Source organism: Nocardioides euryhalodurans, assembly GCF_004564375.1.
GTDB classification, from domain to species: domain Bacteria; phylum Actinomycetota; class Actinomycetes; order Propionibacteriales; family Nocardioidaceae; genus Nocardioides; species Nocardioides euryhalodurans.
Map to the genome: position 1 here is coordinate 1,278,630 of NZ_CP038267.1, position 21,866 is coordinate 1,300,495.

Genomic DNA, 21,866 nt, shown 5'->3' on the forward strand with positions numbered 1-21,866 from the left:
TGTAGCGCGGAGGTTACTCGCGACTGATGTTCAGAACGAGGGTGCTGTTCGGGTCCGCCATGAAGGTGTCGAATGCCTCGAGGCTGTCGAACAGCGGGGTGCCGGCGAAATGGTCGGCGATGGCTGCGAGCGCGTTTAGGCCCGCATCCGGGTCAATGTCCCGCCCTGCCTCGAGATGCGCACCTAAGCCGGCGGTGATGTTCTCCAGCGCCGGCAGGACGTACTCGGTGAAGGCGACGTGGTGCTGTCGGCCGAGTGCGGCCAGCTCTTCGCATTCGACCGCGCAGGCGAGTTCGAGGTCGGCGGTGTCGGTGAGCAGCGCTTCGTAGGCGTCGTCCCACCTGGGGTCGGGATCGCGACCGAGGATGGCGACCCGGATGCCGTAGGTGACGAGCTTGCCGCCGTATTGGCCGACGAACCCGCCGACGAGTGCAGCGACTTCAGCGTCGGGGATGGCGTTGCGGGCGATGGCGGTGCAGATCCAGGTGATTGCGGACTGGATGACGGCCTCGCCGGTGGCTTCCGCTGCCTCGGCCGCCGTCAGGCGCCCAGTCGCCAGGCCGTGGGCGATGGCGGCGATTTCGATCGCCGCTTGTGCGATAGCGGGGCCATGGTCGCCGTTCGCCCAGGAGTCGTGAATGCGGTTGGTGGAGCCGCCTGCGACGGCCTTCTCGCCGGCTACTTGGAGGTAGGTGCCGGCTGCGGCGGCCACGGTTGTTGCGGCGCTCGTGCGGGCGCCTGCGACGCCGGCCTGGACCCAGTTGAACCCGTCGAATGTGCCTTCGGTGACGAGGTGGGTTGTCAGGTCGGTGGCTAGGGACGTCACCATGGCGGTTCCACCGGCAGTGACCGCGGCTGTGACGGTCCGGCGCAGCTGGATGTCGTGGGCAAGTTGTTGAAGGTAGCCCTGGGGGTCGTTGGCTGCCTCAGTGAGTTTCCCTGTGGCGATGGGGTCTGAGGCGACGCCGTCGACGGAGATCCTGTCGGTGAGCCGTTCGCGGGCGTCGTAGTAGCGGTCCTTGAAGATGTTGCCCTCGGGCCTGTTGAGGATGTCGTCGAACTTCTTGTCGACGCTTGGAGTGTGCTCAGTCGGAACCAGCAGGTCCTTACCGTCGTACTTGCTGTCAGTGACGCCGTTCTTCAGATATGCACGCTGGTACGGCGACTCGACGACCTTCGCCTGGACCTCACGGACGACCTTGCCGTCCGGTGACTGAATGACGATGTCCGCAGCATCGGCGGGCCGGCCGAGCCACTCGGTCACGTAGGCCCGATGCGCCGAGTCCTTGCCGAGTGCATCGAGGTTGAACCCCAGCTCATGCAGCCACTCGAAGTGAAACCCCTCCCGGACGCGCTGATGCGAGTTCCCGCACCGCTTGGCGAGGCGCTGAACGTACTCGGACTGCTCCGCCAGGTATGCCAGCTGCTTGCGCTGCTGGGTGGTGTTGATGACCCCGGCCACCCAGGGGATGGCGGACGCAGCGTCGGCACCCGGGTTCCGGTCGCGGGCGTAGCGGGACAAAACGTGGCGAGCAGCATCCAGCGTCGGGCGTTGGCTGTCGTCCTCCCCGGGCCTTTTCGGCTGTGGGGCGGCGACGGAGGCGGCAACGACCGCCGCCGTGGTCTGCGCCAAGCCGGCGAGCTCGGCGACCAAGAGCCGGTCATGTTGAGCGTACGTGCCGTACTCGGTGCTTGTGTCGACCAAGGCACGAAGAGCGGGAAGACGGTTGAGGCCGAGGTCGACCAGGTTCGTCAACGTGTGCGCCGCTTCCTCAGCCCGTTCGCTCGCGAAGAGCAGACGTTCGAGGTTCAGGTCTTCGAGCAGTTCGGATCGACGGTCAGCGACTTCGAGAAGCTTCTGACGGCGCTCTTGTTCGATCTTCGCTTCGTAGTCGGCTTGGTCTGCCCTCCAAGCCCAGGTCAGACCCGCTACCGCGGCAGCGCTGAGACCGCCAAAGATGAGCGTCTTCCGGTTCTTGCTCAGGTTCCGGTTGGTCTGACGCAAGAACACTGCGATCTGGGGACGCGCAACTCGACTTCTGGCCACGCCCTTTGCCCAGTACTCGGCCACATTCCCCGACCAGCCTCCTGGCAGAACTCGGATCACTGAGGTGACCAGCTTCGGGTTCGTGGAAACGGTTTGGATACCGAGCATCAGCGCCGCATGCAGAACTCGACCCGTGCTGCCATCGACCAGGTCCACGACCACGGCTTCAGCTGTCTCACGGGCCCCGGCCTCGACTTCGTCGAGCTCGGGCACGGCTTCGCTCGTGGGCAGTTCTTCTAGGGTCACCTCGTGCAGTTCCGCGAATGCGTGCGCGAACGGCTTTAGGAACTTCTCGAACGCATCTGTGCTGACCGCATCCAGGGCAGCGGTGGCATCGCGGTAACGCTGCGCGAGCGCCGAGCTCTCGTCGGGTGCAGTCACCTACTCAAGGTAGCCGTAACCGGCGACACATCCGCGAAATAGCACCTTCCTCTCACAGCCAATCGATAGGCCCCACGACACGTGTGCCTTTCGCCCCTCGCCAGGCCCGGACTGGGGCAACGCCCATCGCGTCGAGTCCCGCGGGCATCGGGTTCGCCGGCGCACCTAACTCCTGAAAGCGCCGTCACCCTGGCGACAACGAGATCAGGAGAGACACATGTCCATCCCCACCCAGATGAGCCTGGTCGGCTTCGTCGCGTCCGCGCCGGAGCTTCACTTCACCAAGCAAGGCGCCGAGTGTTGCCGTCTGCGTGTCGGCATCGAGCAGTGGCGCAAAGAGCTCGACGGCAGCTTCACAAAGATGGACCCCACCTTCCACGACATGGTCGCCTTCGAGAGCACCGCCCGTGAGACCTACGCCCGCTTCCGCAAGGGCGACTGCTTCGTCGCCAGCGGCTACGTCCACGAATACGAGGTCGACGGCCGCGAGGGCAGCGTCATCAAGGAGGAGTTCGTCGCTCGCAAGATCGGCCACAACGCCAACAAGACCGAGTACGTCGTCCAGCGCGGCCGGCATGCCGCCGATCGGTCTCTGACAGCTGTCCCGCAGCCGCCCGCCGTCGGCCTCTGACCGGACCCTGCGATGAGTCCGTTCCCGGACGAGCCGGACGACGGTGATGCCTGGCGCCGCGTGACCGACATGCTCGAACGCCCACCGGCCCCGATCAACTGGAACCTACTCGACGCCGACCAGGCGGAGAGCGAGTGGCAGGACCTGGACCAGTGGGTGAAGTGGCTCAAGAGCACGTTCGGTCTGCCGCCGAACATCCTGCCGCCGTACTGGCACCGCCACGACGAGCTCGTCTGGGAGCTCTCGGCGCTTCACTGCCACTGGCTGAGCTGCTATCACGAGTCAGCGTCGCCCTCGGCTCCCATCGGGTGGATGCGGGAGTTCTCCGACGCCCGCTACCGGCTGCGGGACTGGGTCTCGATCTGCGGCACGCGGCTCGACCGAGACCGCCCGACGCGGCAGACGACGTGGCCGGGCGAATCGCCGGCCACGGCCGCGACCGAGGTCGAGATCCGGCATCGCGACGAGGACTTTGCCGAGTTCGTTCGAGAGGACGTCCTACGGCGACGCCGAATCGCGGCCATCGCCAACCAGCAACTCATCGGCTAAGCCACGAGCGCGCCATGGCCGGCTGCGCCTCGGACTCATCCACAGAAGTCCGAGCAGGCCTCCCCCGACGGCGGTTGCCAGCACAGGGTCGGACTCCGACGACCTACTGAAAGGACCGACGATGCTTCTCCCGCACGCACAGACGCTCGCGCAGGCGAGGTCCTACGTCGCCGCCCTGGCCGACAGCGCACTGACCCTCGATGCTTCCTCCGCGTACGAGCGCGTCCTGCTCGAACTCGATCGCGTGCATGGGGACGACTGCCCGGCACTCGACAGCGAGGACCTGACCGACGACGGCGACATCCCGCTCGCCGTCGCGAGCAGCGCGATCGAGGAACTCGAGACCCACGGCATCGACCCCCTGGCGGTCGAGCTGATCCTCGCGATGCTCGTCGAAGCACACGATCTGGACATCGGCTGATGTACGGCGAGAACGGGTCCCAGATGCGCACGGAACTGGCTGCACTGCTTCGCCAGCACCGGATCATGCGCCGCCTCGCCGAGGACTCGTCCGCTGAGCGGGCCTCGGCGGGCCGACAGATCCTACGATTCCGACAGACCGTTCTCGTCTGGTGCGCGCAAGCGATAGGAGTGGCGCGGCCCCTGACCTTTCCAAACGTCCCGCAGAAGCCGGCCGACCCCTTCCGCGCCGCGAGCGACCATGGCGCCGCAGTAGCTGAACTCGCTCGAGCCCTGGGGGCGGCTCGCGATCAAGCGACGACGCGGCCAGCCTCAAGCGCGGATCTCACGACCCCGAACTCGAACAACGTCGTCGAGCACTGGCGCCTCGCAGCACGAGCTGCAGCACTCGCCGAGCACGACACCGCGCCCGACCAGGCGATCCACCTCACCGCAGCACAGGCGCGAACGATCGCAGGAGACGTCGCGGCGATCAGCGAGGCACTCGTCGTACTCGACCGCAGGTATCGCAACACCCCCGACTGGGAGTCCATTGCCGGGTGCGATCGGCTCGGCTGGGCAGCACTGGCCACGGCCCTGGACGTCAGCCTCGGCCAGCCCGACTACACCGTCGACCAGACCGGCTGGCGCCCCCGGACCAAACCCATCGGAGGGCCAGCCAAACCCGGTGTGCTCGGCGTCCTCCAAGCCGAGCACAACCTCCTCGTGAGACTGGCATCATTCCCCGATGCCATGAACCTGCGCCTGGTCGTCGACTCGCAGCGACTGCTCAGCGCAGGACTCGTGCCGTACGCCGAGCGGATCGACCCGAACCTCGCTGGGCAGTGGGGTGCCCGTGCAGAGACCTACTCGCGCATCCAGCGCGAACTCCGCAACATCGGAGGGCGGCTCGGCAACGGCACGGCTGCCGCGGGCGAGGCCGCGAACGCCGTGGGCCGATTGAGGGCCCTGCACCCCGATACGGTCATCGAACCGAGGATGCTGCGAGGCTTCCAGACGCTCTTCCATCGAGTCGATTCGCGCATCATGGACATCCTCGAATCCGGAGTCGAGCGAGGGGCCTTCGTCCAGCGCGTGACCGTCCCCCGGCTGGTCAGCGGCGACGGACGCCTCGTCCACCCGGTCCGCGAACGATTCGTCCCCGTCGCCCGAGCCGCTGATCTCGAGGTCATCCAAACAGCGCGCGAGCACCTACGACCACCGGATGAGCCCACCGTCTCGTCGGCTGGCACCAGCCGGGCCGACCTCCACGCGGCCCTCGTCCACCGCCCACCCGCAAAGGCGTCGCGCCGCGACACCCCGCGTCTATGAGTTGACCGCAGGAAACACGGCCACCCAGGTGACCACGGCACGGCTACCTCAGACCGTCATCGCGCTTAGGTGCCAGCGACTCAAGGATCTCGGCTGTCACGGGGTCCACCGCCTCGTCCGGCTCTATGTAGTGCTCCTTGGTGATCTTCGACGAGCTGTGGCCCAGCAGTTCTGCTGCCAGGTCCGGACCGCTGGCCCTGTCAAGCACGGTCGCAACGGTGCGACGGAACGCATGCGGCGTGACGCCCTCGATGCCAGCATCCGACAAGACCGCACGGAGGCGGCGACGGACGTTATTGGTCGTCAGCGGCGTCTCGTTACGCGTGAAGAACAGCAGGTGCTCGGGGTCCTCGTGTCCGATCAGCACCAACCGCTGCCGAATGACCTCAGCCACGAAACTCGGCACCGAGACCACCCGCGTCGACTTCTGGGTCTTCGGGTGCGGCTGCCGGTAGGTGGGCTTGCCGGCCGGCGACACGATGGTGCCGCAGATCCGCACCGTCGCCGGCGAGACCGTGACATCGACGTCGCACCGCCTGATCGCCAGAACCTCCCCGATCCGCGCGGACGTGCCCAGCATGACCTCGATGATCTGCTCCAACTGGCCGTCTGGCGGTGGACCCGGCGTTCCCGGGGCACGGCGCCAGCTGCGCACCGCCGCCCGGATAGCCTCGACCTGGTCCAGAGTCAGGGCCATCGTCTCCGACGGCGGCTTGTGCATCCTGGCGATCCCGCGAACCGGGTTCTCCTTCAAAGCGCCGTATCGGACAGCGAGGCCGAGCGCGAGGCTGAGCACCGTCCGGGCCTGCTTGGCGGTGCTGTAGCTCTTGGCGGCCGTGAGCTTCTTGATGAACTGATCGACCTTGCGGACATCGATCTCCCGCAGCGTGTAGTTCTCGAACGCGGGCATCACCAGCTGGCGCATGTTGCGCTCGTAGAGCGAACGGGTGCTCGGCGCAAGTTTGCCCACGACGTCGAGGTCGGCGAGCCAGACATCAACCAGTCGCCCGAAGGTGCTGTCAGCGGACAAGTCACGGGACCCCGCGGAGAAGTTGTCCCTGCGGGAGACCTTCAACTTCAGGGCGCGCTCGGCGGCCTTGCGCGAGTCCCCGGTGGCTTGGACCAGCCGGAGCTGGCCGTCGTCGTCGCGGAAACGCACGCGTGCCTTCACCTTCCCGTTCCCGGCCGGCAAGTACGTGAACTCGCCGAACGTGCCAACGGCGGTGCGTGGGCGTCCCATGTCAGGTCACCTGCCTTCCGGAGGTGCTCCCGGCCTGGATTCGCGATGTGCCTCGATCCACGCCTGGACGTCGCGCTGGGTGAACTTCACGTGGCGCCCCACCCGCACGCCACAGGGGCCTTTGCCGTCCACGCGCCAGTCGTAGATGGTCGTGACCGGTACGCCGAGGTACTCGGCAAGGTCCTCGATGCTCAGCAACGGGTCGAGCCCGCTGGTCGGTTCGAGCTGGGTCTTCATGCCAACTAGGTGGCCACACCGCCCCGAGCGGCTCCGAGACGTTCCGAGACAGTCCATGTCGGCTGCTGGATTGTGCGGCGAGACGCACCTGCAGGACGGGTAGGTGATGACTTTCTGATGACCGAGTCAAGTTCAAAAGCTTTCAGGCTCGGTTCCCCAGAGGGAACCGAGCCTGAATTTGGTAGCGGGGGCAGGATTTGAACCTGCGACCTCTGGGTTATGAGCCCAGCGAGCTACCGAGCTGCTCCACCCCGCGTCGGTGAACAGAACCTTACGGCACGGGTCCGGCCCACCCAAATCGGGGGGCCGTGGCCTCCGTCACGGCGCCGGGCAGGCTCAGCGGCCGCTCCCGGTGCCCTCCGTGGCGCCACCGCCTCCGGCCCGGCCCTCGTCGTAGAGGGTGACGGCCTCGGACACGAACCGCTGCGCCCGCGCCTGCTGCCGGGCGGCCTCCACCGGGTCGCCCGCGCGGTACGCCGCGTCAGCAGCGTCGAAGGCTGCCTGGGCCTGCCGCAGCAGGCTGGCGATCTGCTCCTCGCGGGTCTGGTTGTCCGGCGGGTCCTGCTGGCCGCCGCCCTCGCCGGGTGGCTCCTCGGGCAGCGGGTCGGCACCCTCGTCCACGTCGACGCCGAGCACGTCGGCCAGCGCCTCGACCAGCGAGTCGCCGATCCCGACGCTGTCCCCGTAGGAGACGATCACGAACTGCAGGATCGGATAGCTGGCCTCGGACTCCTGCCGGACGGCGTACACCGGCTGGACGTACATCAGGCCCTCGTTGACCGGCATCGTCAGCAGGTTGCCGAACGTCGGATCGATCTCGCCGAGGTTGAAGGCCTGCAGCTCACGTCGGACGTTGTCGCTGTTGGCCATCTCGTTCGCGATCAGGCCCGGGCCCGGCGTCTGCTCGTTCGGCAGCTGCAGGGCACGCATCCGGCCGTAGTCGTCCGAGGTCGCGTCGGAGTTGACCGACACGAAGGCCGCCAGGTTGTTCTTCTGGTACGGCGTGAAGACCGACGTCAGCGACCAGGTCTCGTCACCGGGGATGGTCGGGTCGTCCACGAAGAGCCGGTAGGGCGGCTGGTACGTCGGCGCGCTGGCGTACGGGTCCTCGGGCACCTCCCACCGGTCGTTGTTCTGGTAGAACTCGCCCGGGTCGGTGACGTGGTAGCGCGCGAACTGGTAGCGCTGCACCTTGAAGAGGTCCTCGGGGTAGCGCAGGTGCTCCATGAGCTCCTCGGAGATCTCGCTCTTCTCCAGGACGGTCCCCGGGAAGGCCTCGCTCCACGCCTTGAGGAGCGGGTCCTCCTCGTCCCACTCGTAGAGCCTGACCGTCCCGTCGTAGGCGTCGACGGTCGCCTTGACCGCGTTGCGCATGTAGTTGACCTCGTCGGTCGGCAGCGTGCCGAAGACGTTGTCCGGCGCGAGGGAGTCCTCGGTCATCGTCTCGAGCGACTCGGCCTGTGCCTGCGGGTAGCGGTCGGTGCTGGTGTAGCCGTCGAGGATCCACACGATCCGGCCGTCGATCACCGCCGGGTAGGCGTCGCTGTCCACGGTCAGCCACGGCGCCACCCGCTCGATCCGCTCCTGCGGGGTGCGGTGGTAGAGCACCCGGCTGTTCTCGTGGACGCGGCCGGAGAGCAGGAAGTTCGGCTCGCCGAAGCGGACCGCATACATCAGCTTGGAGAACACGTCGCCGACCGGCACCCCGCCCTCCCCGTCGTACGTCGTGGTCTGGCCCTCGTCGGTGCTGCCGGGGTTGCCGAGGTCGAGCTCGACGTCGCCTGCGTCCGAGCTGGGCTTGCCCACGACGGAGTAGCTGGGGCTCAGCTCGCCGTAGTAGACGCGCGACTCGTAGCCGTCCTCGAACAGGTCGGTCAGCGCCGTCTCGTCGGCCTGCTGCCCCTCTGCCCACTGCAGGTCGCTGGTCTCCTGGGTGTCGTCCTCGCCCCGCTGGTTGGCGTAGGCCGCGATCATCCCGTTGCCGTGCGTGTAGACGGTGTGGAGGTTGTTCCAGTTGCGGTCGCTCTCGTTGATGCCCGACTGGTCGAGCTCGCGGACGCCGAGCACGAGGGCGCGGTCGTCCCCGTCGAAGTCGTAGCGGTCGACGTCGAGCACGTCGGCCACGGAGTAGTAGGCCCTCACCTGCTGCACCTGCTCGAAGGTCTGGTTGACGACCTGCGGGTCCACCAGCGGCACCGACGAGGTCTGCGCCTCGAGGTCCGCCAGCTCGCCCGTTGCCGTGAGCTGTGGACTGAAGGGTTCGACCTCGATGTCCTCGAGGTCGTACGCCGCCCGCGTCGAGTCGATGTTCGCCTTGATGAACGGGGCCTCGCGGTCCGGCTCGCTCGGGTTGACCCGGAACTGCTGCACGATCGCGGGCCAGATCATGCCGATCAGCACCGCGCTCAGCGCCAGCAGCGCCAGCCCGACGCCGGGCAGCATCCAGGTCCGCCGCCAGACGTTGAGGAACAGCAGGATGGCGCAGATGACCGCGATCCCCATCAGGATGTTCTTGCCCGGCAGCACCGCTTCCTTGTCGGTGTAGGTCATGCCGGTGATCAGCTGGCCGGAGTCGGTAACGAGGTCGAACCGGTCCAGCCAGTAGTCGGCGGCCTTGGCCAGCACGAAGATCCCGAGCATCACCGAGAGCTGCACCTGCGCCGCGCCACTGACCCGGTCGTGGCGGGTCTGCAGCTGGATGCCGCCGTAGAGGTAGTGGACCAGCGCCGCCATCAGCAGCCCGACGATGGCGAAGGCCATCAGCGAGTCGACGAGGTAGTGCAGCCACGGCAGGTCGAAGACGTAGAAGCCGATGTCCTGCTTGAAGTACTTGTCCTCGCTGCCGAACTCGCCGCCGTTGCGCCAGAGCATGAACTGCCGCCACTGGCCCGAGGCCGACGTACCGGCGAAGAGGCCCAGCAGCAGCGAGGTCCCGACCAGCAGCCACACCCGGATCGGGGTCACCGCCTGGCGGTAGCGGTCGAGACCGGTCTGCTCGGGGGACGGCATCCGGAAGAGCGGCCGGAAGCGGTAGGCGAGGGCCATGTTGACGCCGACGAAGGCGGCCATCAGCAGCGCGAAGAAGGTGAACAGCCCGACCCGGGTCCAGATCAGGGTGGTGAAGACCTTCTCGAAGCCCACCTCGTCGAACCAGCGCTTGTCGGTCCAGAAGGCGGAGAAGGTCGTGAGCGCGAAGAAGCCGACGATCAGCACCCCGGCCGTGATCAGCAGCGCCCGCGAGCGGCGCGGCGCCACGTCTGCCTGGGGGCGCTGGGCCGCTCGGCCCTTCTCGTCGCCCTCGTCGAACACGTCGCTCACTGGTCCTCCTCCAGGGTCGCCCGCAGCAGCTGCAGCAGGGCAGGCACCATGTCGACGCCGGCCACGACGGACTGGTCGTCGTCGTGGGCCCGCAGTCGCAGTGCACAGTACGTCGATCCGGCGCGGGTGGCTCCGGCCACGATCCGCACCTCTTGCCGCTCGGGATGCTCCCGGGCGAAGCGTTCGGCCTCGGCCGCGTCGTCGGGGATCCGCGCGTCGGCGTCCGGTGGCAGCACCAACCGCTCGACGACGGCGGCGCAGCCGTAGACCCCGTCGGGCCAGACGATCGTCTCGAGCACCTGCTCCAGCGGCTGGTCGGGGCGCAGCTGGTCCTGCTCGACCGGCGTCAACGACCCGGCCTCGGCGGCGTCGTCGAGTCCCATCGCCCGGGCCAGGTCGGGCTCGTGGGCGACGATCCTGGCGGTCTCGACCAGGGCGTAGAGCTGCGCGGGCTGGTCCCAGCCGTTGCCGGACACGTGCCCCTCGATCTCGAGCACGGCCGCCGCCAGGGCCGGGTCCACGTCCAGGTCGTCAGCCACGGGCACTCCCCGTCTCGTCGGTGCACTCCGGGAGCTCGGCGTCCCGGTCGGCCGTCCAGGCCTCGATGGCGTCGACCGCGTCGGACATGGTCTCGGCGCGGACCAGCCGCATGTCGCCGTTGGGCGCGTCCAGGGCGTCGGCGCAGTTGTCGGGTGGCACCAGGAACAGCAGCGCCCCGTCGTCACGGGCGGCTGCGATCTTCTGGTCGACCCCCCCGATCGGGCCGACGCTGCCGTCGGGCTGGATGGTGCCGGTGCCGGCCACGATCTCGCCGCCGGTGAGCGAACCCTCGGTCAGCGTGTCGTAGATCGCGAGCGAGAACATCAGGCCGGCGCTGGGTCCGCCGATGTCGGGGTCGATGCCCACCTCGACGTCGAAGGGGAAGTCGAAGTCGGTCGTCATCTCGATCCCGATGCGGGGGTAGCCGTCGATCACCTCCCGATCGACGGAGGCGGTGCGTACCTCGCCGTCGCGCTCGTAGCGGACCTCCACCGGCTCGCCGTCGGGGGTGGAGCTGACCGCCTCCCCGATCGCGGTGGTCGTCGACACGTCGTCGCCGTTGACGGCCAGGATCCGGTCGCCCTTGCGCATCACGCCCACGCTGGGCGAGTCGGGGGTGACGCGCGCGACGACGGGTGTCTGCACGTCGTAGCCGAGCTTGGTGAGCGCCACCGCGATCGCGGTGTCCTGGGAGGAGGCCATCTCGGCCGCGCCCTCCTCCCGGCTCGACTCGTCGGTGTCCTCGGGGGTGTAGACCGAGTCGTAGGGATAGACCGCGGCATCGGGGTCGAGCCAGGCGCCCATCAGCTCGAAGAGGTTGACGTCGGTGTCGGGCTGGGTCACGAACACGGTGGTGAAGCGGAGCTGTCCCTCGTCGCGGAAGGCCTCGGTCCCGGAGACCTGGATGACCTCCTTGCCGCCCTCCTTGCCCAGCACGTCGATCGTGAACCCCGGGCTGTAGGTGACGTACGGGAGCGGAGCCAGCAGGGCAGCGACCCACAGCGCGACCAGCAACGGCACGGCCAACAGGCCGGCGAGGGTGCGCTGGGTCATGGCGCCAAGCCTCTCACCCGGGGGAAATCAGGCGCTGCGGCGGGTGCGAGCCGGATCCGGCTGCTGCGCGCGCGAGGGACGTACGGCGATCCCGGTGCTGCGGTCACGAGGTGCGGTCGGTCGCTCGCGACCGGCGGCGGCGTGGTCGCGCTGCATGGCCGCGGCGAGCCGCGCCACGGCGACGTCGCGGTCGACCTCACCCCGGCCCTCGCGGCCGAGCCAGGCGACCCAGAGCATCGCCACGACCGTGACCACGGCCGACGGCACCAGCCAGAGCAGGATCTCCACGGGCACGAGCGTAGGCGCGTGAGGGGCCCCACCGCGTCAGGGCGCGCCGACCCACTCCTCCGTGCCGTCGCCGAACCGCTGGTGCTTCCAGATCGGCACCTCGGCCTTGAGGGTGTCGATGAGGGCGCGGGAGGCGGTGAACGCCTCGCCGCGGTGGGCCGCCGTGGTGGCGACGACCACGGCGATGTCGCCGATCGCGAGCGACCCGACCCGGTGGACCGCGGCGACCCCGGTGACGTCGTACTGCTCGGCGACCCGGCGGCACACGGCGTGGAGCCGCTCGCTCGCCGTCGGGTGGGCGGAGTAGTCGAGGCCGTCGACCGCCTTGCCCCCGTCGTGGTCGCGGACCCTGCCGACGAACAGCGTCAGCCCCCCGGAGGCGTCGTCGTCGAGCGCGTCGACGACCTCGGTGACGTCGAGCGGCGTCTCGCGCAGGTCGACCAGGCGGATCACGGACCCCGTGGCGGGGCCGGTCTGGGCGTCGGTCACAGGTCGACCCTAGCCCGGCCGACGGGGCACGACGCCGGTTGCCCGATCCGCGTACCGTGGACACCATGAACTCACCCCATTCGAATGCTCGCTGCGCTCCACTTCGAACAGGGACCCCGAGATGAGCAACGACCCCGACGACGGCCAGAACCCCTTCAAGGGAACGCCGTTCGAGCAGTTCTTCGGCGGCGGCGGGGGCGGGACCCCCGACCTGAGCCAGCTCTTCAGCCAGCTGCAGGCCATGATGCAGCCGTACGACGGACCCCTCAACTGGGACGTCGCGCTCGACATGGCCCGCAAGCAGGCGGCCTCGGAGGCCGACCCGACGCCGACCCAGAAGCAGCGCGACGCCGTCGCCGACGCGCTCCGGCTGGCCGACCACTGGCTTGACGGGGCCACCGACTTCCCCTCCGGCGTGACCTCGTCCGTGGCCTGGAGCCGCGCCGAGTGGATCGTCGGCACCACCGACGTGTGGAAGGGACTGGTCGAGCCGATCGCGGCCTCCTCAGTCAACGCCCTCTCCTCCGCGCTCCCCGAGCAGGCCCAGGGCATGGGCGGCCCGCTGATCGGGATGCTCCAGAAGGCCGTCGGCGCGATGCTCGCCTCCCAGATCGGCTCCGGTCTGGGGGCGCTCGCCGGCGAGGTGCTGACCGGGTCCGACATCGGCCTGCCCCTGACCGAGCCCGGCAAGGCCGCGCTGGTCCCGGTCAACGTCGCCGCGTTCGCCGAGGGGCTCGACGTGACCGAGGACGACGTGCTCCTCTACCTCGCGCTGCGCGAGGCGGCCCACCAGCGCCTCTTCGCCCACGTCCCGTGGCTGCGCGAGCACCTGATCGGCGCGGTCACCGACTACGCGCGCGGGCTGGAGATCAACACCGCCAACCTGCAGTCCTCGATCGAGGAGCAGATGCGCGGCCTCGACCCGTCCAACCCCGAGGCGCTGCAGCGGATGATGGAGGGCGGCATGTTCGAGCTGGACCAGACGCCCGAGCAGCAGGCGGCTCTGCAGCGGCTCGAGGTCACCCTCGCCCTCGTCGAGGGCTGGGTCGACGAGGTCGTCGGCCAGGCCGCCGGCGAGCGGATGCCCGCCGCCACCAGGCTCCAGGAGGCCGTACGCCGTCGCCGGGCGTCGGGCGGTCCCGCCGAGCAGACCTTCGCGTCGCTGGTGGGCCTCGAGCTGCGGCCGCGCCGACTGCGTGACGCCTCCGTCCTGTGGGGGTCGCTGCGGACCCGGCAGGGTGCCGAGGCGCGCGACGGTGTCTGGATGAGCCCCCACCTGCTGCCGACCGACGCGGACCTCGACGACCCGCTCGGCTTCCGCGAGGACGCCGCCGCGCCCGAGGAGCTCAGCGACGAGGAGTTCGAGGCCGGTCTGCGCGGACTGCTCGACGGTGAGCAGGGCGAGCCCGGCGACGGTCGGCCGACCGGGGAGTGACCGCCGAGCTCCACGCCGACGCCCTGGCCACCCTGCGGGCCTGGACGCCGCCGTCCGCGCCGCAGGCACGCCTGCGCGACCGCTACGTCACCCACCTCACCGACCGACCGGACGGCATGGAGCGCGACTGTCGGCCCGACCACCTCACCGCCAGCACCCTCGTGCTGTCGACCGACGGCCGGCTGGTGCTGCTGACGCTGCACGCCAAGGCCGGGCAGTGGTTCCAGTTCGGGGGGCACTGCGAGCCCGCGGACCGCACGCTCCTGGGTGCCGCCCGGCGCGAGGCGGTCGAGGAGTCCGGGATCGCCGACCTGGCGCTCGACCCGGTGCCGCTGCGGCTCGACGAGCACGCCGTCCCGTTCTGCGGTGACGGCGGGGACGTGCACCACCTCGACGTGTGGTTCCTCGCGGTGGCCCCCGCCAGTGCCGAGCATGCCGTGAGCGACGAGTCGCTCGACGTCCGTTGGTGGCCGGTGGACGGGATCCCGGGTGAGGGGCACGCGTGGGACGAGGCGATCGCGCTCGCCCACGCCCGGCTCCGGGTTCAGTCGACGTCGCCGCCGGGTGGCGGGTCCAGCCGCGCCGCGGCCGACCAGCCCAGCAGGTAGCCCTTGGCCTTCTCGGCCTGCGGGTAGCGGTCGACCCAGGCCCAGAAGCGCGCGTCGTGCCCGGACTCCAGCAGGTGGGCGAGCTCGTGGACGAGGACGTAGTCGATCACCCAAGCCGGCATCCCCTGCAGCCGGGCCGACAGCCGGATGGTGCGGTCACCGGGCGTGCAGGAGCCCCAGCGGGACATCTGGTTGTCGACCCACCGGACCGACTCGGGCTCGGCCATGCCGCCGAGGTAGCGGTTGGAGAGCTCGTGGGCCCGTCGCACGAGGTCGTCGTCGCTGGGGCGGCGGCGCTTCTCCGAGCGCTCCAGCTTGGCGAGCATCGTCGCGACCCACTCCCGCTCCTCGGCACGGGTCAGCGTCGCGGGGATCATCACCACGATCCGGTCGCCCTCGCGGTAGGCCGAGACCGTACGACGGCGCCGCTTGGACCGTCGCACCTCCACCTCGGGTCGGACCTCCATGGCCGAAATCTAGCCGTTGGCCCAGGCCAGCAGCCGCTCCTGCGGCCAGGTGTTGACGATCCGGTCGGGGTCGATGCCCGCCTCCTCGGCCCGCTCGCAGCCGTAGTCGAGCATGTCGAGCTGGCCGGGCGCATGCGAGTCGCTGTCGATCGAGAAGAGGCAACCGGTGTCACGGGCGAGCTCGAGCAGCCGGGTCGGCGGGTCGCGCCGCTCGGGACGGGAGTTGATCTCGACGGCGACGTCGTGCTCCACGCACGCCTCGAACACGGCACGGGCGTCGAAGTCGCTGCTCGGGCGGGTGCCGCGGTTGCCGGTGACCAGGCGTCCGGTGCAGTGACCCAGGACGTTGGTCCGGGGGTTGCGGATCGCCCCCACCATGCGGCGGGTCATCGCCGCGGACTCCATCCGGAGCTTGGAGTGGACGCTGGCGACCCGCACGTCGAGCCGGGCCAGCATCTCGTCGGTCTGGTCGAGCGACCCGTCGTCGAGGATGTCCACCTCGATCCCCTTGAGCAGCGTGAACGCCCCGCCGAGGTGGTCGTTGACGGCGTCGACGACGTCGAGCTGGCGGGCCAGCCGTTCCGCGCTGAGCCCCCGCGCGACCTTCAGCCGGGGCGAGTGGTCGGTGAGGACGAGGTAGTCGTGGCCGAGCTCGATGGCGGTGAAGGCCATCTCCTCGATCGGCGACCCACCGTCGGACCAGTCGGAGTGGCAGTGGAGGTCGCCCCGGAGCGCCGCGCGCAACGCCCGGCCGCCAGGGGCCAGCGGCCCGTCGTGCTCGGCCTCGAGCCTGGCGAGCCGCTCGGGCACCACACCCCGGACCGCGTCGGAGATCACGGCGCCCGTGCTCGGCCCGATCCCGGCGAGCTCGGTGATGGTCCCCGACTCGACCCGGTCGGCGACCTCGTCGGCCGGCAGCGGCAGGATCGCCGCGGCGGCGGCCCGGAACGCCTCGATCCGCCGCGTCTCCTCGCGCCCACGCTCCATCAGGAACGCGATCCGGCGCAGGGCGGCCACCGGACCGGCCGTGTAGGTCTCGCTCACGCTGCTCCCGTCCTCGACAATCTTTCGTCCACACCCGGTGGACACCATTGTGGCTGCTCAGCGGGGGTCGCGAGGGGCGGCGCTCCGGCTCTCCACAGCCTCCTCCCCCGCCTCTCCACGGGTACGCCACCTTCGCCCACACCCTTGTCCACAGGCTTGTCCACAGCAGGGGACGCCAGCCCGCCCGGATCCGTTGACCGGCGACCGACCGCTCTCCTAGCGTGGGGACCAGATGAGGCCCCGGGCCCGTCGACGCGACACGGGCAAGGGGAAGGCACGTGTCGTCGAGGCGGGCCAGGGGCCTCTTCTCATGCAGGACCGGGGCTCAGCGACCGGTGAAGCGAGGCGCACGCTTCTCGCGGGCGGCGGCGATCCCCTCCTGCAGGTCGGCCGTGGCGAGCGTCAGCGGCTGCGCCATCGCCTCCCACTGCAGCGCCGCCTCGGCGTCGGCGTGGCCGCCGTCGCGCAGCGCCAGGGTCGTCAACCGGGTCGGGATAGGTGCGTTGCCCGCGATGGTGGTGGCGACCGAGACCGCCTCGTCGAGCAGGGACTCCGGGGCGAGCACCCGCGAGACCAGCCCCAGCCGCAGCGCCTCGTCCGCGTCGACCACCCTGCCGGTCAGCAGCAGGTCGCGCGCGTGGGCGTGGCCGATCGCCTCGGGCAGCAGCCAGGTGCCGGCCATGCCGGGGTGCATCCCCAGCCGGACGAACGGCACGCCCAGTCGCGATCCGGCCGCGGCGTACCGCAGGTCGCAGGCCAGGGCCAGGCACAGTCCCGCTCCGATCGCGGCTCCGTTGACGGCCGCGATGGTCGGCACCTCGAGCCGGCGGATCGAGAGCCAGGCGCGGTAGAAGGGCAGCATCCGCGTCCGCAGCTCGTCGACGGTCGCGTCCGGCTCGCTGGCGATCCAGGAGGTGTCGCCGCCCGAGCAGAACGCCGACCCCTCCCCCGTCACCACGACGGCGCGGAGGGAACGGTCGGCCGCGAGCTCGTCCACGGCGGCGACCCACGAGGTCGTCATCGGCTCGGACATGGCATTGCGCTGGTCCGGGTTGTCGAGGGTCAGGACGGCGACGCCCTCGGCGGGCCGCTCGAGTCGCAGGTGGGTGAGGTCAGGCATGGGCCGAGGGTAGTGAGCCACGCCCGGACGCGCGGTGGGCCCCCTCGGGGGCCTCGGTGCCGTAGGGTCGGAAACGGTCCGGGGTGCGCCCCGGCCCCCGGCGGGCTTCCCCCAGGGCCTCCCGCCGCGACGACCGTACAAACGAAGAGCAAGGAGGCCGTCATGGCGGAGACCTGGAGCGGCGAGTTCTACTGCGTCAAGTGCAAGGAGAAGCGCGAGGCGGAGGGCGAGGTCAAGGTCAACGACAAGGGCACCCGCATGGCGAAGGCCGTGTGCCCGGTCTGCGGCACCAACCTCAACCGCATCCTCGGCAAGGGCTGACGCCCGCCGATCTTCTCGTCGACGGCGACCCCTGCCCGGCACCCGGGCAGGGGTCGCCGTTCGCACGCCCGGGCCCTGTGGACGACGGGCGCCACGTCTCGCCCGGCTGTGCCAAGGTGCCGGCATGCCCGAGCACGCCTCGCGAGCCCCGCTGCGACTCCGGCCCGGGGTGCGCGTCAGCCGTCGCGGCGCCGGCCAGCTCCAGGTCGGCCTGCACGCCGACCGACGGCTGGTGCTGCCCGACACCGATCCCGTGCGTCGGCTGCTGCGCAGCCTCGGCCAGGGCCTCGACCCCGCCCACGTCGACCCGGAGTCGGTGGCCACGGTCGGCTGCCTCCTCGACCGTGACCTGCTCGAGACCGTCGACGCCGCCGTGGTGCGGCGGCGGCTCCGCGAGACCGCCGGGGTGGCGGTCGTGGCCGAGGACCCGGTGCGTGCGGCAGCGGTCCGGGCGGCGCTGGCCGTCGCCGGGCTCGCCCCACCCGGTCCCCACGAGCCGCCGACCATGACCCTGCTCGTCCGGACCGGCGCCGAGCCCCGGCGCGCGGACCTCGACCACGCGGTGCAGACCGACCGCGCCCACCTGCCCGTGACGGTGGTGGCCGGGCGCGCTCGACTCGGCCCGCTGGTCGTGCCTGGTCTGACGGCCTGCGTGCGCTGCGTCGACGAGCACCTCACCGACCGCGACCCTCGTCATCCCCTGGTGCTGGAGCAGCACCACGACCCCGATCCCGGCGACGTCCCGGCGCCCGAGGTCCTGCAGCTGGCGCTGGGCTGGGCGGTGCGTGACCTCGCCACCTGGGTCGACGGCGGCCGCCCGGTCACCTGGTCGGCGACGGTCGAGCTGTGCGACGACGGCCCCCGGACCCATGGCTGGCGGCGACACCCGCGCTGCGGCTGCGCCTGGGGCGACCTGGTGGCCGGCTGAGCGACCGGCTCACCACCACTCGCTGTCGAGCTTGCCCTCCATCGCGCGCAAGTTGGCGCGCGAGCACTCCTCGCAGTAGGTCCGCGGGCGTCCGTTCTCCACGGCGAAGCTCCACGTGAGCGTGTTGGCCTCGTCCGTCTCGTGGCGGCCACAGAAGTCGCAGGTGGTCACGCCACTCAGGGTAACCCTGCGCGGGCGACCAACTCCGGACATGACAGGAGCCGGACACGGCGCCTCTCGGCGCCGGTCCGGCTCCTGCCTCTCGACTCACCCAGCGATCAGGGTGGAGGTGGCCCCCGTCGTACGGTCGGCCGCCGGCTCCCTCAGATCGCGCGGGCGAGGGCGAGGCGTGCCTGCCGCGCGGCCTTCTCGGCCTTGCGGCTCACGCGACGGGCATGGGCCACGTGGTGGGCCCGTCGCATCTGCTGCGCCTCTCCCAGGCGCACGGACATCTGTGCCCGTGCCAGGTCTTCGTTCATCAGGTCCATCTCATTGCTCCGGTTCTTCGATGTGGTCATGGTGTGGTGCTGGATGCCTCTCGGCTCGGCGGGTGGGTCAGGCTGCCTGGTTCTTGCGGGGCCTGCCGCGAGGCCGCTTGCGCGGGATCACGACTCCCTGCAGGAAGAGCTCGCCGCCCCAGACCCCCCACGGCTCACGGCGCTGCTTGGCGCCGGTGAGGCAGAGGTCGCGCACGGGACAGTCCGTGCAGAGGATCTTGGCGAACTCCACGTCCTGCGGGGACTCGGCGAACCACAGCTCCGGGTCGTTCACCCGGCAGGGCAGCTGCTCCTCGTCCACCTCCCCGGCGGCGTCGTGCAGGCCGCCGAGTCCGTTGCTGAGGGTGGCATCGGTCATCCCATCAGTGCGGTCGAGAACGCTGATGGTCATCGTTGGTCACCTCCTACTGAGTCTGATCGCTGGTGTGGTGCGGAAACAGAAAGGCCGCGGATCCCGGGTCTCGGGTCCGCGGCCTGGAGGCTGCCGATGCTGGTGGTGTCAGCTGGTCGGTGGACTCCAGGCGGTGGAACCCGGGAACGTGCCCTGGGCGAGGACATCGCCGGCCACGTGCCGGTCGCGAACGACGTACGTGGGAGCGATGCAGATCGCGCCGGCGGGCGCCATGCCGAAGGCCGCGTCGGCGCGGGTGCCAGCGAGGGCAGCCGTCGTCGAGGCGGAGGTGGGCAGGGCAGAACCGGACGGGATCTGAGCCGTCATCGGGATCATCGTGTTGATCATGCGTGCCACCTCCTTCGGCGTGTAGGGCGCGAACCGTGCCAAGGTCCTGTGCGCGACGGGTTGTGAGAGAGAAGTTACCGGTTCATCCGCGTAAGGGGCAAACTATTTTCTGGGCATTTCCTGACTTTTTCCGTCGACCTCCTGCCACTCTCCGCCAGCGACCCGGCGGTCAGGCGAGCAGGCCCAGGACCTCGTCGCCGTAGCGCTCCAGCTTGCTGCGACCCACCCCGCTGATCGCGAGCAGGGCGCTCTCCGAGGTGGGCTTGTGCTCGGCGATGAGCTGCAGGGTGGCGTCGGTGAAGACGACGTAGGCGGGGACCTCGTCCTCGCCGGCACGCGTGCGGCGCCAGTCACGGAGCCGCTCGAAGAGCTCCTCGTCGTAGGAGGCCGGGCAGTCGTCGCAACGGCCGAGCTTCTTCTGGGCGGCGGTCGAGAGCGGCTTGCCGCACTCACGGCAGTGGACGGCCCGCCGCCGCTTGGGCGCGGCCTGCGGCCGCTCCTGGGCGGGGAGCATGGCGGTCACGAACTGGGAGGGGCGCCGGTTGGGGCGGCCGCCTGGGTTGCGGGCGAGGCTCCACGAGACCGCGAGGTGGAGCCGGGCCCGGGTCATGCCGACGTAGAGGAGGCGGCGCTCCTCCTCGATCTCGGCAGGGGTGTCGGCGTGGCTGAACGGCAGCGTGCCGTCCTGGATGCCGGTGAGCATCACGGCGTCCCACTCGAGCCCCTTGGCCGCGTGGAAGGTGGTGAGGGTGACGCCGTCGGCCACCGGGGCGTGCTGCTCGGCGGCCCGGCGGTCGAGCTCGTCGACGAAGGCGCCGAGGTCACCACCCTCCCCCGCCGCGAACTCCACGGCTTGGTCGACCAGGGCCTGCCAGGACTCCCACCGGTCACGGACCTGCCCACGCGAGGACGGCGGCTCCGGGCTCCAGCCGAGCCCCGCCAGCGTGGCCCGGACGGTGTCGACCATCTCGCCGGTGGCCTCCCCGCCGCGGGCGGTGCCGCGCAGCAGGGTCACTCCCTGGCGGACCTCGGGGCGGTCGAAGAAGCGTGCGGCGCCACGGATGACGTAGGGGATCCCGCGCTCGGCCAGCGCCTCCTCGTGGTGCTCGGACTGGGCGTTGATCCGGAACAGCACGGCCATCTCCGACCACGGCACCCCGGAGGCTCCGAGCCGCTTGAGCTGGTCGGCGACCTCGGCCGCCTCGGCGACCTCGTCGGGGTGACCGGTGAAGGTGACCTCGGGGCCGGCGGGACGCTGCGCGCGGAGAGCGACGCCCTGGCTCGACGTGCCGGCCAGCAGCTGGTTGGCGGTGTCGACGACCTGCGGGGAGGAGCGGTAGTTGCGGACCAGCTCGACGGAGGTGGTCGCGTCGTACTTGGCAGGGAAGTCGCGCAGGAAGTCGGCCCGGGCTCCGGCGAAGGAGTAGATCGTCTGGGCCGGGTCACCGACCACGCACAGCTCGTCGCGGCCGCCGAGCCAGAGGTCGAGCAGCGCCGACTGCAGCGGCGAGACGTCCTGGAACTCGTCGACGACGAAGCGCTTGTACTGGGAACGGATCTGGGCGGCGACCCGCTCGTCGTCGGCCAGCATCCCGGCGGTGAAGAGGAGCACGTCCTCCATGTCCATCCGGCCCTGGCTGCGCTTGCCGTCCTCGTAGGCGGAGAAGACCCTCGCGACGGTCTCGGGGTCCTGGCCCGTCACCTCCCGGCCGCGGGCGGGCGCCACCCGGGCGTAGTCGTCGGGGTGGACGTTGCTGACCTTGGCCCACTCGATCTCCGAGGCCAGGTCGCGCAGCAGCGCCTGGTCGCCCGGGACCCGGCAGCGGCGGGCGGCACCGGCCAGCAGCCCGAGCTTGGACTCGGTCAGGGTCGGCAGCTCCGTGCCGTGGACGCGCGGCCAGAAGAAGCGCAGCTGGCGCAGCGCCGCGGAGTGGAAGGTTCGCGCCTGGACTCCCCCGGCCCCGAGGTGGCGCAGCCGGGTCCGCATCTCCCCCGCTGCGCGCGTCGTGAACGTGACGGCCAGCACCTCGGTCGGCTGGTAGACGCCCGTCGCCACGCCGTAGGCGATCCGGTGGGTGATGGCGCGGGTCTTGCCCGTGCCGGCCCCGGCCAGCACGCGCACCGGACCGCGCAGCGCCTCGGCCACCCGGCGCTGCTCGGGGTCGAGCGCGGCGAGCAGGTCGTCGGGAGCGGGCATGCAGGG

24 protein-coding genes and 1 tRNA gene are annotated in these 21,866 nt (G+C 70.4%); 8 read left to right on the forward strand and 17 right to left on the reverse strand.

The features are described from left to right. Positions 1–13: 13 nt before the first annotated feature. Complete coding sequence (locus EXE57_RS19645; protein WP_167305833.1) at positions 14–2,428, reverse strand: hypothetical protein; 2,415 nt, start codon at positions 2,426–2,428, stop codon at positions 14–16. A gap of 217 nt (positions 2,429–2,645) precedes the next feature. On the opposite strand from EXE57_RS19645, the gene EXE57_RS05995 reads away from it, so the two are divergent. From EXE57_RS05995 to EXE57_RS06010, 4 genes are all read left to right on the forward strand, one after another. After that, positions 2,646–3,059: a single-stranded DNA-binding protein gene (locus EXE57_RS05995; RefSeq protein WP_135075024.1), complete on the forward strand. Its 414-nt coding sequence runs from the start codon at positions 2,646–2,648 to the stop codon at positions 3,057–3,059. Between the two features lie 12 nt (positions 3,060–3,071). Further along, complete coding sequence (locus tag EXE57_RS06000) at positions 3,072–3,608, forward strand: hypothetical protein (protein ID WP_135075027.1); 537 nt, start codon at positions 3,072–3,074, stop codon at positions 3,606–3,608. A 121-nt stretch (positions 3,609–3,729) separates the two neighbouring features. After that, positions 3,730–4,029, forward strand: a complete 300-nt coding sequence (locus EXE57_RS06005) for a hypothetical protein (protein WP_135075030.1) — start codon at positions 3,730–3,732, stop codon at positions 4,027–4,029. A gap of 23 nt (positions 4,030–4,052) precedes the next feature. Then, complete coding sequence (locus tag EXE57_RS06010; protein WP_135075041.1) at positions 4,053–5,339, forward strand: hypothetical protein; 1,287 nt, start codon at positions 4,053–4,055, stop codon at positions 5,337–5,339. Positions 5,340–5,382: 43 nt separating this feature from the next. Here the strand turns inward: EXE57_RS06010 and EXE57_RS06015 are convergent, their stop codons facing one another. The 8 genes from EXE57_RS06015 to EXE57_RS06050 all read right to left on the reverse strand — a co-directional run bounded on the left by EXE57_RS06015 (position 5,383) and on the right by EXE57_RS06050 (position 12,504). After that, complete coding sequence (locus tag EXE57_RS06015; protein ID WP_135075044.1) at positions 5,383–6,579, reverse strand: tyrosine-type recombinase/integrase; 1,197 nt, start codon at positions 6,577–6,579, stop codon at positions 5,383–5,385. Between the two features lie 6 nt (positions 6,580–6,585). Beyond that, the gene (locus EXE57_RS06020) at positions 6,586–6,816 is read right to left on the reverse strand and encodes a helix-turn-helix transcriptional regulator (protein WP_135075047.1); all 231 of its coding nucleotides are present in this window, start codon (positions 6,814–6,816) and stop codon (positions 6,586–6,588) included. Positions 6,817–6,995: 179 nt separating this feature from the next. Next, positions 6,996–7,072, reverse strand: a tRNA-Met gene (locus tag EXE57_RS06025). Between the two features lie 80 nt (positions 7,073–7,152). Then, positions 7,153–10,134, reverse strand: a complete 2,982-nt coding sequence (locus tag EXE57_RS06030; protein WP_244247011.1) for a UPF0182 family membrane protein — start codon at positions 10,132–10,134, stop codon at positions 7,153–7,155. Next, a complete protein-coding gene (locus tag EXE57_RS06035; RefSeq protein WP_244247012.1) occupies positions 10,131–10,673 on the reverse strand; it encodes a PPA1309 family protein in 543 nt (180 codons plus the stop codon). Before EXE57_RS06035 ends, EXE57_RS06030 begins: the two co-directional genes overlap by 4 nt. Then, the gene (locus EXE57_RS06040; RefSeq protein WP_135075050.1) at positions 10,666–11,727 is read right to left on the reverse strand and encodes a YlbL family protein; all 1,062 of its coding nucleotides are present in this window, start codon (positions 11,725–11,727) and stop codon (positions 10,666–10,668) included. The genes EXE57_RS06035 and EXE57_RS06040 overlap by 8 nt, the downstream gene beginning before the upstream one ends. A 27-nt stretch (positions 11,728–11,754) precedes the next feature. Further along, on the reverse strand, positions 11,755–12,015 hold the full coding sequence (locus EXE57_RS06045) for a hypothetical protein (protein ID WP_244247013.1): 261 nt from the start codon (positions 12,013–12,015) through the stop codon (positions 11,755–11,757). Between the two features lie 36 nt (positions 12,016–12,051). Further along, entirely contained in the window at positions 12,052–12,504 is a 453-nt protein-coding gene (locus EXE57_RS06050; protein WP_135075056.1) for a molybdenum cofactor biosynthesis protein MoaE, read from the reverse strand. A gap of 121 nt (positions 12,505–12,625) precedes the next feature. Between EXE57_RS06050 and EXE57_RS06055 the strand changes: the two genes are divergently transcribed. Together EXE57_RS06055 and EXE57_RS06060 are read left to right on the forward strand one after the other, a co-directional pair. After that, the gene (locus EXE57_RS06055; protein ID WP_135075059.1) at positions 12,626–13,939 is read left to right on the forward strand and encodes a zinc-dependent metalloprotease; all 1,314 of its coding nucleotides are present in this window, start codon (positions 12,626–12,628) and stop codon (positions 13,937–13,939) included. Next, positions 13,936–14,547: an NUDIX hydrolase gene (locus EXE57_RS06060; RefSeq protein ID WP_135075062.1), complete on the forward strand. Its 612-nt coding sequence runs from the start codon at positions 13,936–13,938 to the stop codon at positions 14,545–14,547. The genes EXE57_RS06055 and EXE57_RS06060 overlap by 4 nt, the downstream gene beginning before the upstream one ends. Here the strand turns inward: EXE57_RS06060 and EXE57_RS06065 are convergent. The 3 genes from EXE57_RS06065 to EXE57_RS06075 form a co-directional block, all read right to left on the reverse strand. Next, the gene (locus tag EXE57_RS06065) at positions 14,484–15,014 is read right to left on the reverse strand and encodes a M48 metallopeptidase family protein (protein WP_135075065.1); all 531 of its coding nucleotides are present in this window, start codon (positions 15,012–15,014) and stop codon (positions 14,484–14,486) included. The genes EXE57_RS06060 and EXE57_RS06065 overlap by 64 nt on opposite strands. A 9-nt stretch (positions 15,015–15,023) precedes the next feature. Next, complete coding sequence (locus EXE57_RS06070; protein ID WP_244247014.1) at positions 15,024–16,058, reverse strand: PHP domain-containing protein; 1,035 nt, start codon at positions 16,056–16,058, stop codon at positions 15,024–15,026. Positions 16,059–16,383: 325 nt separating this feature from the next. Next, the gene (locus tag EXE57_RS06075; RefSeq protein ID WP_135075071.1) at positions 16,384–17,178 is read right to left on the reverse strand and encodes an enoyl-CoA hydratase/isomerase family protein; all 795 of its coding nucleotides are present in this window, start codon (positions 17,176–17,178) and stop codon (positions 16,384–16,386) included. 162 nt (positions 17,179–17,340) lie between these two features. On the opposite strand from EXE57_RS06075, the gene EXE57_RS19650 reads away from it, so the two are divergent. Together EXE57_RS19650 and EXE57_RS06080 are read left to right on the forward strand one after the other, a co-directional pair. Next, complete coding sequence (locus EXE57_RS19650; RefSeq protein WP_167305834.1) at positions 17,341–17,499, forward strand: DUF5679 domain-containing protein; 159 nt, start codon at positions 17,341–17,343, stop codon at positions 17,497–17,499. A 124-nt stretch (positions 17,500–17,623) separates the two neighbouring features. Continuing rightward, positions 17,624–18,427, forward strand: coding sequence for a hypothetical protein (locus EXE57_RS06080; RefSeq protein WP_135075074.1), 804 nt, complete (start codon positions 17,624–17,626; stop codon positions 18,425–18,427). 9 nt (positions 18,428–18,436) lie between these two features. Here the strand turns inward: EXE57_RS06080 and EXE57_RS19655 are convergent, their stop codons facing one another. From EXE57_RS19655 to EXE57_RS06100, 5 genes are all read right to left on the reverse strand, one after another. Continuing rightward, entirely contained in the window at positions 18,437–18,598 is a 162-nt protein-coding gene (locus EXE57_RS19655) for a hypothetical protein (RefSeq protein WP_167305835.1), read from the reverse strand. A gap of 152 nt (positions 18,599–18,750) precedes the next feature. Further along, positions 18,751–18,945 (reverse strand): hypothetical protein, encoded by a 195-nt coding sequence (locus tag EXE57_RS06085; RefSeq protein WP_135075077.1) that lies wholly within the window; start codon positions 18,943–18,945, stop codon positions 18,751–18,753. 37 nt (positions 18,946–18,982) lie between these two features. Then, entirely contained in the window at positions 18,983–19,315 is a 333-nt protein-coding gene (locus tag EXE57_RS06090) for a WhiB family transcriptional regulator (protein WP_135075080.1), read from the reverse strand. 108 nt (positions 19,316–19,423) lie between these two features. Further along, positions 19,424–19,663 (reverse strand): hypothetical protein, encoded by a 240-nt coding sequence (locus EXE57_RS06095; RefSeq protein WP_135075083.1) that lies wholly within the window; start codon positions 19,661–19,663, stop codon positions 19,424–19,426. A 169-nt stretch (positions 19,664–19,832) separates the two neighbouring features. Beyond that, the gene (locus EXE57_RS06100) at positions 19,833–21,860 is read right to left on the reverse strand and encodes an ATP-dependent DNA helicase UvrD2 (protein WP_135075086.1); all 2,028 of its coding nucleotides are present in this window, start codon (positions 21,858–21,860) and stop codon (positions 19,833–19,835) included. Positions 21,861–21,866: the final 6 nt, after the last annotated feature.